We start from the raw sequence: 14,081 nt of genomic DNA on the forward strand, positions 1-14,081 counted from the left end.
GTGGGGATTCCCATTCGGAGATCCTGCGTTCTTCGCTTCCATGCAGCTCCCGCAGGCTTATCGCAGCTTGGCACGTCCTTCGTCGGCACTCGAGCCGAGCTATTCACCAGGTGGCATAGTAGCCACTTGTCGGATACACGTATCCCGATGATACGGATCCAGTTGACGTCTGGATTGCACGTACACACGGTCGTCATCGCTCGCCCCCGTCGGTTGCGGGGACGACATCGAACCCTTCCCAACCGCGCTTTCGCGGGATGGTGCATCAGTTCGACGGGCACGAGGCCCGTGTATGGACCGACTCGGAGTCGAACCGAGCCACCGTAGTGGTGGGCTGCCAGTGAGCGTCGGTCTCCCTCGTGAGAGGGAAGCGTGAGCCCTGACAGTTCGGTGCCCGACCGGCGCGGTCGGGTGTCACCGGGTGCCTGCCGACATGGCAGGCGAGGTGGGCCGGGGCAACGCCCCGGTCCCGGTCAGTAGGAGGTGATCCAGCCGCAGATTCCTCTACGGCTACCTTGTTACGACTTAATCCCCCTTGCGGAGCCCAGATTCGACCTGGGTATCCAGGCCTCATCCGGACCCCACTCGGGTGATTTGACGGGCGGTGTGTGCAAGGAGCAGGGACGTATTCACCGCGCGCTTCTGACACGCGATTACTACCGAATCCAGCTTCATGAGGGCGAGTTTCAGCCCTCAATCCGAACTACGACCCGGTTTAGGGGATTACCGCCACCTCTCGGTGTGGGAACCCACTGTCCAGGCCATTGTAGCCCGCGTGTTGCCCAGCACATTCGGGGCATGCTGACCTACCGTTGCCCGTTCCTTCCTCCACGTTAGCCGTGGCAGTCTCCGTAATGTACCCGGCCACCACATGGGTGCCGCTGGCAATTACGGACGCGGGTCTCGCTCGTTGCCTGACTTAACAGGATGCCTCACGGTACGAGCTGACGGCGGCCATGCACCTCCTCTCAACGGCGTCGGGTAAGGTCATCAACCTGACCATCATTACCGTTGTCGGTGCTGGTGAGATGTCCGGCGTTGAGTCCAATTAAACCGCAGGCTCCTCCGGTTGTAGTGCTCCCCCGCCAATTCCTTTAAGTTTCATCCTTGCGGACGTACTTCCCAGGCGGCCCGCTTACGTCTTCACTGAGGCGCGGCACAGGCTCGTAGCCTGCGCCGAACCGAGCGGGCATCGTTAACAGCTAGGACTACCCGGGTATCTAATCCGGTTCGAGACCCTAGCTTTCGTCCCTCACTGTCGGATCCGTGCTCTCGAGGTGCTTTCGCCATCGGTGGTCCGTTCAGGATTACGGGATTTCACTCCTACCCCGAACGTACCCCTCGAGTCTTCCGGTCCCAAGCCGAGCAGTTTCCGCCGGAAGCCCAGAGGTTGAGCCACTGGATTTCCCGACGGACTTGCACGGCCAGCTACGGACGCTTTAGGCCCAATAAGATCGGCCATCACTCGTGCTGCCGGTATTACCGCGGCGGCTGGCACCGGTCTTGCCCAGCACTTGTTCGTAGACCGCCTTAGGGTCTACAAAAGCGAGGGCTCTATGCCCTCGCACTCGGAGTTCCCCTATCGCACTGTCGTGCAGTGTAAAGGTTTCGCGCCTGCTGCGCCCCGTAGGGCCCGGAATCTTGTCTCAGATTCCGTCTCCAGGCTCTTGCTCTCACAACCTGTACCGATTATCGGCACGGTGGGCCGTTACCCCACCGTCTACCTAATCGGCCGCAGCCACATCCTACAGCGCCGCAACGTTTCGAACTCCCGGCACTCCAGCGCGGAAGTCCTATTCGGGATTAGCCTCAGTTTCCCGAGGTTATTCCGATCTGTAGGGCAGTTTGGCCACGTGTTACTGAGCTATTTGCCACGGGTCTGAACCCGTGCGACTAGCATGGCTAAGTCGAACTCCGATAGCAATGGCCTCCGGCAGGATCAACCGGAATGTTCCCGGCGAAGCCGGGATCTGGCGGAGACACGCTATCAACGTGTAGCACACGAGTCAACGTGTGCGTGTATGTCTGGTCCGTCAGTCGGTGACACCGTCGTCGCACCGCGTCGGGTATCACCGAACTGTCAGGGCTCACATCAGATCCCATCTGTACGGCGGACCGCAGGGGTGGAATCCTCATGGGTCGGGAAGCCGGTGCGGCCGTCGGCCGCGTCCCGCCTTCCCTCGTGCGGATATCATCGTAGTGGGTTACCCCACTTAATGGTTCCGAAAGACGCGCCCACCTTCGTCCGAAATCACACGACGGCACCGGAGCGGCCGTCGCGGCCGCGCCGGATTTAAGTGTGATCCCGGGCGTCGGGGGCTGTCTCCCGCACCGCACGTGTCGGGCACGGCGGACCACGGGTGACCCCGCTTCCACCGCGCGTCGAACGTATTCCAACGGATGGGTGTCCACTGTAAAACCCTTACGAAGCGAGGGCCCCCATGTGAGGGAAAAACACGCGTTAGAAGTGCTCTCCGACGGGATCGAATGGACGGATTTATGTAGGAGTTCCGGCCGGACCAGCGCCGCCAGTGACAGGTTCGCGCCGGAGGCGCAGTTCCGGCTGTACTGTTGACAGGAATCGCCTCCAGAGCGCCCCTGCGCCGGCCGGAGCGCGCGCGGCCGCGGTGATCGTCCGACGCGAACCCCCGCACCGAGCGAACCTCCGCGAGTCGCGCGCGCTTCGGGCGCGCGATCTCGACCGCGCGCCGTCCTCGACTGTGTCGCGTGCGCGAGGCGGGCCGGTCCCGCGTGCGCGAGGTGCATGGAGCGGCCGTCCGGCGAGTGTGAGCGGTTCGTCGGGTGTCGCCCCGGGTCGAACCGCCGGTAGGGCGCCCGGCACGAAACACACCACCTAAACGGGCGAGGCCGTAATATCGGGGCGAATGCGAGTCGAGACGCTTGGCGACGGTCGGCCGGAGATCGCGGTCGTCGGCGGGATCCACGGGGACGAACCCGCCGGCGTCAGGGCGGTCGAGCGCCTCATGGCGGACCGCCCCGAGGTGTCGCGGCCGGTGAAACTCGTGGTCGCCAACGAGGAGGCTATCGAACGGGGCGAACGCTACGTCGAGGCGGACCTGAACCGGTCGTTCCCCGGCCGCGCCGACGGGCGGAGCCACGAGATCCGGCTGGCCCACGAACTCGGCGAGGAGCTCCGCGGCTGCGTGACGCTGGCGCTGCACAGCACGCAGTCCTACGGCGGGATGTTCGCGCTCGTCGACGAGGTCCGCGAGCTCGCCCGGGAGGTCTGTCCCCGCCTGTCGATCGACGCGGTCGTCGAGACCGGCCACGCGGAGGGGCGGATCTTCGAGGTGGCCCCCGAGACGGTCGAGGTCGAGTGCGGCTACCAGGGCTCCGACCGGGCGACCGAGAACGCACACCGGGTCGTCCGCGAGTTCCTGGCCGCCACCGGCGCGCTCCCCGACGAGGGAACCCCCCACCAGGCTGACCTGCCCGTCTTCCGGCTGGGCGACCCCGTCCCGAAGGCCGCCGCCGAGGAGTACGAGGTGTTCGTCGAGAACTTCGAGGAGGTCGTGGCGGGCGAGACGATCGCGACGGCCGACGGCGAGGCCGTGATCGCCGAGGAGGACTTCCACCCCGTCCTGCTGTCGGCGTACGGCTACGAGGACGTGTTCGGCTACACCGCCGAGCGCGTCGGCACGCTGTCGGACTGATCGCGCGCGCTACGGCGACGTAGTTACTCCTCGTGGGCCTCGAACTCGACGGTCGTCAGCTCCCGGTCCAGCGCGCAGAAGTCGTGGGGCGGGTCGCCGACGACCGTCTCGATCCGTCGCTGTTCGTCGAGCTCCACGCCCTCGGGCTCGCACAGTTCGTGGCTCGGGCAGTCGGTGTGCGGACACGGACCCTCCAGCGACACCTTGCTCCCGGCGTAGGCGCTGGCGCTGGCGACGTTCGCGCGCACGCTCGCGGGGACGACGTCGACGGCGACGACTCCCGAGTCGTGGACGCCGCAGTCGAGCGTGCTCCCGTCCTCGCGGACGGAGTCCACGCGGTACCGGCGGCCCTCGGTGAGGGTGAGACACTGGTCGCGGTACGGGCATCCGTCGCAGGCGCTCGCCTCGCCCCGGTAGACGAACTCCTGTCCGGGTTCGGCCAGGCGGGACCCGACGAGCGTGAGCGTCGACATACCCGACGGTTGACGGCGACGCGGATTAAGTTCCCCGGCCGCGACCCGCCGAACGAACTCCGCCGTGGCGGCGCTGCGAGGGCGAGCGCGCCAGCCCCCGCGACCGCCGCGTGCGTCACGCCTCGCGGCCGGTCAGCTCGTCGAGCTTCCCGAAGTACTCCTCCCGAGGTACCTGGTAGAGGTCGCGGTAGTCGACATCGCCGTCGGCGAACCGCCCGGCCAGCTCGACGGCGCCGTCTTCGGCGGCCTCGCGGGTGTCGTACTCGTCGGGCGAGCGGTTCACCTCGGGTTCGAGATAGAGCGTGACGACCCAGGGGTCGCTCGGGCGGGTCCGGGTCCCGGGGTGGCGACTGCGCCGACCCTTCGTGAGGTAGATGGTGGGCAGACACGGCGCGGGGAACTCCGCGCCGTCGAACACGTCCGGCCGGTAGGCCAGCACGGCCTTCTCCGGCTCGTCCGACCAGACCGCCCAGTCGTCGGTCAGCCCTTCGAATGCCATGTTCCCCGATGAGCCCCGCGGCCAAAGAGTCCCGCGGTCGGAACCGAACGGCTCCCTCCACGGCCTCCGTCCCGGCGGACTCCCCGGCCCTCCCGAGTCGGCCTGGCGCGGCCTCGGATACCCACCGCCAGCGGGGCTCGAACCGCCGCGTCTCGGCGACATCTACGTACTCGTCCGACCTACCGTGGTCATGAGACACACGAATCGTTCGCCCTCGTGCTATTTTCGTTCGGGTCGATCCGGAATTAACGGAGGGGAGCGCCGGTCTCGCGGAAAGGCTTATGCGTCGGCGGGACTCATATATTATTAGTATCGGTGGTTGCTCCACGGTACGCTGCCGCAGACGCCGCAGGGTCGCCCGCGCGATTCGCGGCTGGTAGGTGTTCACACGTGACAACGGACTCGCCCCGGCGGTTTCGACGGCACCCGATCGTCGAGCGACGCCGCCCTGGGGGGCGGGCGGGCAGTCCCGGGAGCGATGCGCCGGACCACGAGCGGCCTTCGCCGGTCGCGAACCGTCAGCACGAGCGCGCTGGCGCAAGTACAGTTCGACGCGAACTGTCCGTGATAGCATGACACAGGAAACCCTCGAAGAGCTGAGTCGAGAGTACAGAGACACGATCCCCGCGGACCTCCGGGAGCACCGGTCGTTCGACGCGTACTTAGACCAGCTCTACGACGAGCCCACGATCGCCCGCAACGCCCACCAGCGCGTTGCCGACATGTTCGACTACTACGGCACCGAGTACGACGAGGACGCCGGCGTCGTCGAGTACAAGCTCGCCTCGGAGGACCCCTTGAACGACGGCGAGAACACCTTCTACGGGCGGATCGTCCACGAGTCGATCCACGAGTTCGTCAACAAGGTAAAGTCCGGCGCGCGCGGGCTCGGCCCGCAGAAACGCATCAAGCTCCTGCTCGGTCCGGTCGGCTCCGGCAAGTCCGACTTCGACCGCCAGGTCCGTCGCTACTACGAGGACTACACCCGCTCCGAGGCCGGGCGGATGTACACCTTCCGGTGGACCAACCTCTGCGACGTGATCCCCGACCAGGACCCCGCCGACGACACCGTCCGCTCCCCGATGAACCAGGACCCGCTCGTCCTGCTCCCCCAGGAGCAGCGCGACCGGGTCATCGAGGACATCAACGAGGAACTGGACGCCCCCTACACCATCCGCAACGAGCAGGCCCTCGATCCGGCCAGCGAGTTCTACATGGACCGACTGCTGGCCCACTACGACGACGACCTCCAGCAGGTGCTGGAGAACCACATCGAGATCATCCGCCTGGTCGCCGACGAGAACATGCGCCAGGCCATCGAGACGTTCGAGCCCAAGGACAAGAAGAACCAGGACGAGACCGAACTGACGGGCGACGTCAACTACTCGAAGATCGCCGTCTACGGCGAGTCGGACCCCCGTGCGTTCGACTACTCGGGGGCGTTCTGTAACGCCAACCGGGGGATCTTCTCCGGCGAAGAGTTGCTCAAACTCCAGCGGGAGTTCCTCTACGACTTCCTGCACGCCACGCAGGAGCAGACGATCAAGCCGAAGAACAACCCCCGGATCGACATCGACCAGGTGATCGTCGGGCGGACGAACATGCCCGAGTACAAGGACAAGAAGGGCGACGAGAAGATGGAGGCGTTCAACGACCGCACCAAGCGGATCGACTTCCCGTACGTCCTCCAGTACGAGGAGGAGGCGCGCATCTACGAGAAGATGCTCGACAACGCCGACCTGCCCGACATCATCGTCGAGCCCCACACCCTGGAGATGGCCGGCCTGTTCGGCGTGCTCACCCGCATCGAGGAGCCCGACACGGGCAACGTCACGCTCGTCCAGAAGGCCAAGGCCTACAACGGGGAGATCGACGAGGCCGAGGACATCGACGTGAAGAAGCTCCGCGACGAGGCCGCCGAGAAGGCCGAGATCGGGGAAGGGATGGAGGGGGTCTCCCCGCGGTTCATCGGCGACGAGATCGCCGAGGCGATCATGGACTCGATGCACCGCTCACGGGACTTCCTCTCGCCGCTGACGACGTTCAACCACCTCGAAGCCAACATCGAGAACCACGGCTCCATCCCCGAGGACCGCTTCGATACCTACCACCGCTACCTCGAACTCGTCCGCGAGGAGTACAAGGAGCGGGCCATCGAGGACGTTCGCCACGCCTTAGCCTACGACGTCGACGAGATCCAGCGCCAGGGCGAGAAGTACATGGACCACGTGATGGCCTACATCGACGACGACACCGTCGAGGACGAAATTACGGGCCGCGAGCAGGAACCCGACGAGCAGTTCCTCCGGGGCGTCGAGGAGAAGCTCGACCTGCCCGAGGACCGCAAGGACGACTTCCGCCAGGAAGTGTCCAACTGGGTCAGCCGTCGCGCGCGCGAAGGGGACACGTTCAACCCGCAGGACAACGACCGCCTGCGCCGCGCCCTCGAACGCAAACTCTGGGAGGACAAGAAGCACAACATCAACTTCAGCGCGCTGGTCTCCAGCGGCGAGATGGACGACGACGAGCGCAACGAGTGGATCGACGCGCTCATCGAGCAGGGCTACTCCGAGGAGGGCGCGCGGGAGGTGCTAGAGTTCGCCGGTGCGGAGGTCGCCAAGAGCGAGATGGAAGAGTGACATGAGCGGACACGACTTCATCGGCGAGGCCGACCGCTCGCTCGACCGCACCTACGAGGAGCCCCGGAGCCTCGCCGAGTACGTCGACCTCGTGCTCGAACGGCCGGGGCTGGCCGCCCACGCCTCGAAGTACCTGCTCAGCGCCATCGAGGCCGCCGGCACTCGCACCGTCATTGAGGAGGGCGACCAGAAGGAGCGCTACCGCTTCTTCGACGACCCGCACAACGACGGCGAACACGCCATCCTCGGCAACACCGAGGTGCTCAACGCCTTCGTCGACGACCTCCGATCCATCGCGGCGGGCCGCGGCAAAGACGAGAAGATCGTCTGGCTCGACGGTCCGACGGCGACGGGCAAGTCCGAGCTGAAGCGCTGTCTCATCAACGGACTGCGCGAGTACTCGAAGACCGACGAGGGCCGACGCTACACCGTCGAGTGGAACGTGGCGGGCGCGAGCGGCGACAGCGCGGGGCTGACCTACGCGGACGAACCGGTCGCCGACGAGGACGACTGGTACGAGAGCCCCGTCCAGTCACACCCGCTCTCGGTGTTCCCCGAGGACGTGCGCGAGGACCTGGTCGCCCGCCTCAACGACGAACTCGACGACCACATCCCGGTCCGCGCCGAGGGGGAACTCGACCCGTTCTGCCGGGAGGCCTACGACTACCTGGAGGAGCACTACCGCCGCCAGGGCGTCGAGGAGCTGTTCTCGGCCATCACCGACCCACAGCACCTCCGCGTGAAGAACTACGTCGTCGACGTGGGACAGGGGATCGGCGTCCTCCACTCCGAGGACGAGGGCCCGCCCAAGGAACGCCTCGTCGGCTCGTGGATGCGCGGGATGCTCCAGGAACTCGACTCACGAGGCCGGAAGAACCCCCAGGCGTTCTCCTACGACGGCGTGCTCTCGCAGGGCAACGGCCTGCTGACGGTCGTCGAGGACGCCGCCCAGCACGCCGACCTGCTCCAGAAGCTACTCAACGTCCCCGACGAGAAGTCGGTGAAGCTGGACAAGGGCATCGGGATGGACATCGACACCCAGATGATCATCATCTCGAACCCCGACCTCGAAGCGCAACTCAACCAGCACGCCGACCGCGAGGGCCAGGACCCGCTGAAGGCGCTGAAGCGGCGGCTCGACAAACACGAGTTCACCTACCTCACCAACCTCTCGCTGGAGACCGAACTGCTCCGGCGGGAGCTGACCGACGAGACCGAGGTGTGGGACGCCGATTCGTGGAGCGAGCTGGAGGAGTGGATCCAGGAGCCGCTGACCGTCCGCGTCCGCGACGAGAACGACGAGGTCAACGCGAAGGAACTCGCCCCGCACGCCCTGGAGGCCGCGGCGCTGTACGCCGTCGTCACCAGACTCGACGTGAGCGACGTGCCCAACGGTCACGACCTGGTCGACAAGGCGCTCCTGTTCGACCGCGGCTACCTTCAGGAGGGCGACGAGCGGGTCGAGGCCGACGAGTTCGACTTCGCCGACGGGGGCACCGACGGCGACCACGGCATCCCCGTCACGTACACGCGCGACGAGATCGCCGACCTGTTCCACCGCGAGCAGGACCGCCACCACGCCGACCTGCCGGTCGAGCACGTCGTCATGCCCCGCGACATCCTCAACGCGATGGCCGAGGACCTCTCGTCGGCGCCGGTCTTCTCGAACGCCGAGGCGGCCGACTTCGAGGAGCGCGTGGTTCCCGTGAAGAACCACGTCTTCGGCGAGCAGGAGGCGGACGTGCTCGACGCGATGATGCGGGACAAGCGCGTCGACGAGGCCACCGTCGAGGAGTACATCGAGCACGTCTACGCGTGGTCGACCGACGAGCGCATCGAGAACGAGCGCGGCGAGTTCGTCGACCCGGACCCGCTGAAGATGAAGGTCTTCGAGGTCGAACACCTCGGCCGCTTCGACGAGGACAACTACGCGGGCGACCGCCCCGACGACGCCGTCGAGGCGTTCCGCGAGGAGAAGATCATCACCGCCTTGAACCGCCACGCGTGGCAGCGCCGGGACGAGGAGTTCCACGTCGAGGACGTCTCGCCCAAGGAGATCCCGGTCATCCAGACCGTGCTGGGCAGCCACTCGTGGGACGACGTGAAACGCGCCTACGAGGACTTCGACCCCCGGCAGTGGGACGAGCCCCCGAGCGGTACCGAGACGGCCGACCTGAAGGCGAAGACCGTGGAGAACATGCAGGACATGTTCGACTACAGCGAGGCCTCCGCGGAGCTGACCAGCCGCCACGTCATGAGCCAGGTGAGTTACAAATGGGACTGAGAACCGGAGGTGAACGATGGGGCTGAGAGAGGACCTCGAACGCTACCGCGAGGTCGGCGAGGAGCGCCGGCAGGATCTGTCGGAGTTCATCCAGTACGGCGACCTCGGGCAGAGCCGCCCCGACTCCGTTCGGGTACCCATCAAGATCGTCGACCTGCCGGAGTTCGCCTACGACCAGCGCGACCAGGGCGGGGTCGGGCAGGGCGACGCCGAGGAGGGCGACCCGGTCGACGCCGAGCCCCAGCCGGGCGACGACGGCGACGAGGACGGCGACCCCGGCGAGGAGGGCGGCGAGCACGAGTACTACGAGATGGACCCCGAGGAGTTCGCCCAGGAGCTCGACGAGCAGCTCGGCCTCGACCTCGACCCGAAGGGCAAGAAGGTCGTCGAGGAGACGGAGGGCGACTTCACGGACATCACCCGCTCGGGGCCCACGTCGACGCTGGACTTCGAGCGGCTGTTCAAGCAGGGGCTGAAGCGCAAGCTCGCGATGGACTTCGACCGCGACTACGTGCGGGAAGCCCTGAAGATCGACGGCTGGGGGCCGGCGCGGGTCTTCGAGTGGGCCCGCGGCGAGAACATGCCCGTCTCCCGCGCCTGGATCGACGAGGCCTACGCCGAGATCCCCGACGACGAGCGGACGACGTGGGGGAGCCTGGCGGAGATGGAGACCGAGACCGAGCGGGTCGACACGGCCCAGCGCATCCGCCGGGAGGGCATCGAGGAGGTGCCCTTCCGCCGGGAGGACGAGCGCTACCGCTACCCCGAGATCGTCGAGGAACGGGAGAAGAACGTCGTCGTCGTCAACATCCGCGACGTGTCGGGGTCGATGCGCCAGAAGAAGCGGGAACTGGTCGAGCGGACCTTCACCCCGCTGGACTGGTACCTCCAGGGCAAGTACGACAACGCCGAGTTCGTCTACATCGCCCACGACGCCGACGCCTGGGAGGTCGAGCGCGACGAGTTCTTCGGCATCCGCAGCGGCGGCGGGACGCGCATCTCCAGCGCCTACGAACTCGCCGCCGAACTGCTGGAGGAGTACCCCTGGAGCGAGTGGAACAGGTACGTGTTCGCCGCGGGCGACTCCGAGAACTCCTCGAATGACACCGAGGAGCGGGTCGTCCCGCTGATGGAGCAGATCCCGGCGAACCTCCACGCGTACGTGGAGACCCAGCCGAGCGGGAACGCGATCAACGCGACCCACGCCGAGGAGGTCGAGCGGAACTTCCGCGACGCCGACGACGTGGCCGTCGCCTACGTCTCCGGCCCGGACGACGTGGTCGACGCCATCTACGACATCCTCAGCACCGAGGAGGACTCACAATGAGCAGACCGATGGACGACCGGATCGAGGCCCAGCGGGTCGCCGCCGACCTCGAGGAGCCGGTCGACGAGGCGAGCAACCTCGCCCGCAAGTTCGGGCTCGACCCCTACGAGGTGAACTACTGGATCGTCGACTACGACGAGATGAACGAGCTCATCGCCTACGGCGGGTTCCAGCAGCGGTACCCCCACTGGCGGTGGGGCATGAAGTACGACCGCCAGCAGAAACAGGGGCAGTTCCTCGGCGGTAAGGCCTTCGAGATCGTCAACAACGACGACCCCAGCCACGCCTTCCTCCAGGAGTCGAACACCCTGGCCGACCAGAAGGCCGTGATCACCCACGTCGAGGCCCACGCGGACTTCTTCGCGAACAACGAGTGGTTCGGGATGTTCGCAGACGACCCCAACGCCGCGGCGATGCTGGCGCGCCACGCCGACGCCATCGAGGAGTTCATGACCGACCCCGAGATCGACCGCGGGGAGGTCGAGAAGTGGATCGACCACGTGCTCACGCTGGAGGACAACATCGACCAGCACGTCCCCTACGAGCCCATCGACACGCGGATCGACCTCATCGACGAGCACGACACCGCCGACGTGTCCGAACAGCTGGAGGAGCTGGACCTCTCGGACGAGGTCAAGGGACAGGTCTTCAGCGAGGAGTGGCTGGAGGCCCAGGCCGACGACGAGGACGGCCCCACGTTCCCCGCCGAACCCGAGAAGGACGTGCTCGGGTTCCTCCGCAAGCACGGGATGCAGTACGACGGCGACGCCGCGAAGGCCACCGAGATGGCCGACTGGCAGAAGGAGGTCCTGGAGATGCTCCGCCGGGAGGCCTACTACTTCGCCCCCCAGAAGATGACGAAGGTGATGAACGAGGGGTGGGCTTGTGTCGCCCCGGACACGGACGTGTTCACGGCGGAGGGTCTCGTTCCGATGCGCGAAGTGGTCGAGAACCACACCACGGTCTCCGACGGTGAAACGGAACGTTCAGTGTACGACTCGAACATCATCGAGGATCACGACATCGTGACCGTCGAGACCCGTCGCGGCTTCGAACTTACCGGGTCGAACAACCATCGCGTCCGACGGCCCGATGGGTCCTGGATCCGGATGGACGAGCTGTCTCTCGGCGACGAGATCGAGATCTCTGGCGGGAACGGCGTATGGCCCGACGAATATGTGCCCGTCGGCTGGGAGAACCCGACTCACGTTACTCTGGAGGATGTGGCTGAAGAAGTGGGTGTCTCCGTATGGACGGTGCTGCGGTACCGAGAGACGGGACGAGCGGAAGAGGCCGACGCGATAGCGGACGCGCTCGACCGCTACGAGGGTCACGACAGGTCTACCGCCCAACTCGACCCGATCCGTGTTCCGGACCGCGTTACCGAACAGTTCGGACGGTTCCTCGGACTTCTGGTCGGAGACGGCCATATCGCTACCGACTCCCGGCATGTCGGGTTCACAACGGCTGAGGAGGCGCACGCAGAGGAGTTCGCTGGCCTCGCGAGTGAACTGTTCGGTGTCGACCCGACGGTCGAAAAACAAGGCTCGCGGTGGCGCGTTTACGGGTACTCGGAGGCACTCAAGTCGCTTCTCGTTGACGAGTTCGACCTTCCCGTCGGGAAGGCAGCCGCCGAGAAGGTCGTCCCGGAACCCGTCCGCCGCTCGCCCCGGTCGGTCGTTGCCGAGTTCGTCCGCGGCCTGATGGACGCCGACGGATACGCGGGTGACCAGGGTGTTATCCTCAGTACGAAGAGCGAATCGATGAGCCGGACCGTACAACTTCTGCTGGCGAACTTCGGAATTCTGAGCCGCCGCCGGGAGCAGACCGACGGTTGCTATCACGTGCATCTGACCGGCCGGTCAGCGGAGATGTTCGCCGAGGAGATCGGATTCGGATACGCGGAGAAGTCCGAGTCGCTTCAGGCATATCTTGACGACCTCTCGTGGTTCGAAGACGAATCCTGGACCGACGAGGTCGTCTCGATCTCCGAAGACGAGGGCACTGTGTACGACATCTCCGTGGAGGAAACGCACCGCTACGCCGGTGCCGGGTTCGTCAACCACAACTCCTACTGGGAGTCTGCGATGATGACCGGCGAGAACTTCGCGGGGGACGACGAGTTCGTCCTCTACGCCGACCACATGGCGAAGGTGCTTGGCTCGTCGGGGCTCAATCCCTACAAGCTCGGCCTGGAGATCTGGCAGTACGTCGAGAACACCACGAACCGCCGCGAGGTCGTCGAGCACCTGCTCCGGGTCGACGGGATCACCTGGCGCAACTTCCACGACACCGTCGACTTCGAGCGGGTTCTGGACCTGATCGAACCCGACCCCGAGGTCGCCTCGGTGGTCGAACACTTCGACGATCTGGAGCCGGAGGACCCCCGCGTCGATGGGGAGGCGCTGGAGGCGGCGCGTGACGGCGAGGTCGACGTCGAGACCTACCCGTGGAAGGTGCTGACCTACGAGGGGCTGGCCGAACGGCACTACTCGCTGACCAAGCCCCAGAACCGCGGGTTCGTCTCACGGGTCAGCCAGGAGGAACTGGAGCGGGTGTCCCGGTACATGTTCGACGACTCGCGGTACGGCTCCGTCGAGGAGGCGCTCGCGAACGTCGACTACGCCCGCGGCTGGGACCGGATGCGGGAGATCCGCGAGAGCCACAACGACGTGACCTTCCTCGACGAGTTCCTCACCCAGGAGTTCGTCGACGAGAACGACTACTTCACCTACGAGTACACCCAGTCGACCGGCGACTACCGGGTCACGTCGACCGACTACACCGACGTGAAGAAGAAGCTGATGTTGCAGTTCACCAACTTCGGCAAGCCCACTGTCGTCGTCGAGGACGGCAACTACAACAACCGCAACGAGCTCCTGCTGGCCCACCAGTACAACGGCGTCATGCTGGACATCGGCCAGGCCAAGGACACGCTGAAGCGCGTGTTCGAGCTGTGGGGCCGGCCCGTCAACCTCAAGACCATCGTCAAGGAGTTCGACGAGCACGACGTGGAGGTCGCCAAGCGCCGCGACCGCGAACCCGAACCCGAGGAGGTGGGACGGCTGATCCGCTACGACGGCGACGAGGTCACCGTCGAGGAACTGCCGTGGGACGCCGTCGACCACCTCGCGGCCGACGACATCGACTACGACACCAAGCCCGACGAGTGGCTGGCCTGAGTG

General features: G+C 65.9%; 7 protein-coding genes and 2 rRNA genes. 5 read left to right on the top strand and 4 right to left on the bottom strand.

The window, feature by feature from the left end:
• Positions 1-131, bottom strand: a 23S ribosomal RNA gene (locus tag ACMGFI_RS00005); the annotation flags it as partial.
• Positions 132-478: 347 nt separating this feature from the next.
• Positions 479-1,950, bottom strand: a 16S ribosomal RNA gene (locus ACMGFI_RS00010).
• A 935-nt stretch (positions 1,951-2,885) separates the two neighbouring features.
• Between ACMGFI_RS00010 and ACMGFI_RS00015 the strand changes: the two genes are divergently transcribed.
• On the top strand, positions 2,886-3,674 hold the full coding sequence (locus ACMGFI_RS00015; RefSeq protein ID WP_436906505.1) for a M14 family metallopeptidase: 789 nt from the start codon (positions 2,886-2,888) through the stop codon (positions 3,672-3,674).
• Positions 3,675-3,697: 23 nt separating this feature from the next.
• On the opposite strand, the gene ACMGFI_RS00020 is transcribed toward ACMGFI_RS00015, so the two are convergent.
• Together ACMGFI_RS00020 and ACMGFI_RS00025 are read right to left on the bottom strand one after the other, a co-directional pair.
• Positions 3,698-4,147: a UPF0179 family protein gene (locus tag ACMGFI_RS00020; RefSeq protein WP_436906506.1), complete on the bottom strand. Its 450-nt coding sequence runs from the start codon at positions 4,145-4,147 to the stop codon at positions 3,698-3,700.
• 115 nt (positions 4,148-4,262) lie between these two features.
• Positions 4,263-4,646 (bottom strand): DUF5820 family protein, encoded by a 384-nt coding sequence (locus ACMGFI_RS00025; RefSeq protein ID WP_436906507.1) that lies wholly within the window; start codon positions 4,644-4,646, stop codon positions 4,263-4,265.
• A gap of 572 nt (positions 4,647-5,218) precedes the next feature.
• On the opposite strand from ACMGFI_RS00025, the gene ACMGFI_RS00030 reads away from it, so the two are divergent.
• From ACMGFI_RS00030 to ACMGFI_RS00045, 4 genes are read left to right on the top strand one after another with little or no spacing between them, the layout of a single operon-like run.
• Positions 5,219-7,285, top strand: coding sequence for a PrkA family serine protein kinase (locus ACMGFI_RS00030; protein WP_436906508.1), 2,067 nt, complete (start codon positions 5,219-5,221; stop codon positions 7,283-7,285).
• A gap of 1 nt (position 7,286) precedes the next feature.
• Positions 7,287-9,569 carry a PrkA family serine protein kinase gene (locus tag ACMGFI_RS00035; protein WP_436906509.1) on the top strand — a complete coding sequence of 761 codons (2,283 nt, stop codon included), beginning with the start codon at positions 7,287-7,289 and terminating at the stop codon, positions 9,567-9,569.
• 16 nt (positions 9,570-9,585) lie between these two features.
• Positions 9,586-10,896 (top strand): YeaH/YhbH family protein, encoded by a 1,311-nt coding sequence (locus tag ACMGFI_RS00040; RefSeq protein WP_436906510.1) that lies wholly within the window; start codon positions 9,586-9,588, stop codon positions 10,894-10,896.
• A gap of 8 nt (positions 10,897-10,904) precedes the next feature.
• Positions 10,905-14,078: a SpoVR family protein gene (locus tag ACMGFI_RS00045; protein WP_436906554.1), complete on the top strand. Its 3,174-nt coding sequence runs from the start codon at positions 10,905-10,907 to the stop codon at positions 14,076-14,078.
• Positions 14,079-14,081 lie beyond the last annotated feature (3 nt).

This window comes from Halosimplex marinum (assembly GCF_051414075.1).
Lineage (GTDB): Archaea > Halobacteriota > Halobacteria > Halobacteriales > Haloarculaceae > Halosimplex > Halosimplex marinum.

Coding starts and splice junctions, on each gene's coding strand:
- ACMGFI_RS00025 (WP_436906507.1), bottom strand. CDS start 4,646: ATGGCATTCGAAGGGCTGACCGACGACTGGGCGGTCTGGTCGGACGAG.
- ACMGFI_RS00045 (WP_436906554.1), top strand. CDS start 10,905: ATGGACGACCGGATCGAGGCCCAGCGGGTCGCCGCCGACCTCGAGGAG.
- ACMGFI_RS00030 (WP_436906508.1), top strand. CDS start 5,219: ATGACACAGGAAACCCTCGAAGAGCTGAGTCGAGAGTACAGAGACACG.
- ACMGFI_RS00035 (WP_436906509.1), top strand. CDS start 7,287: ATGAGCGGACACGACTTCATCGGCGAGGCCGACCGCTCGCTCGACCGC.
- ACMGFI_RS00020 (WP_436906506.1), bottom strand. CDS start 4,147: ATGTCGACGCTCACGCTCGTCGGGTCCCGCCTGGCCGAACCCGGACAG.
- ACMGFI_RS00015 (WP_436906505.1), top strand. CDS start 2,886: ATGCGAGTCGAGACGCTTGGCGACGGTCGGCCGGAGATCGCGGTCGTC.
- ACMGFI_RS00040 (WP_436906510.1), top strand. CDS start 9,586: ATGGGGCTGAGAGAGGACCTCGAACGCTACCGCGAGGTCGGCGAGGAG.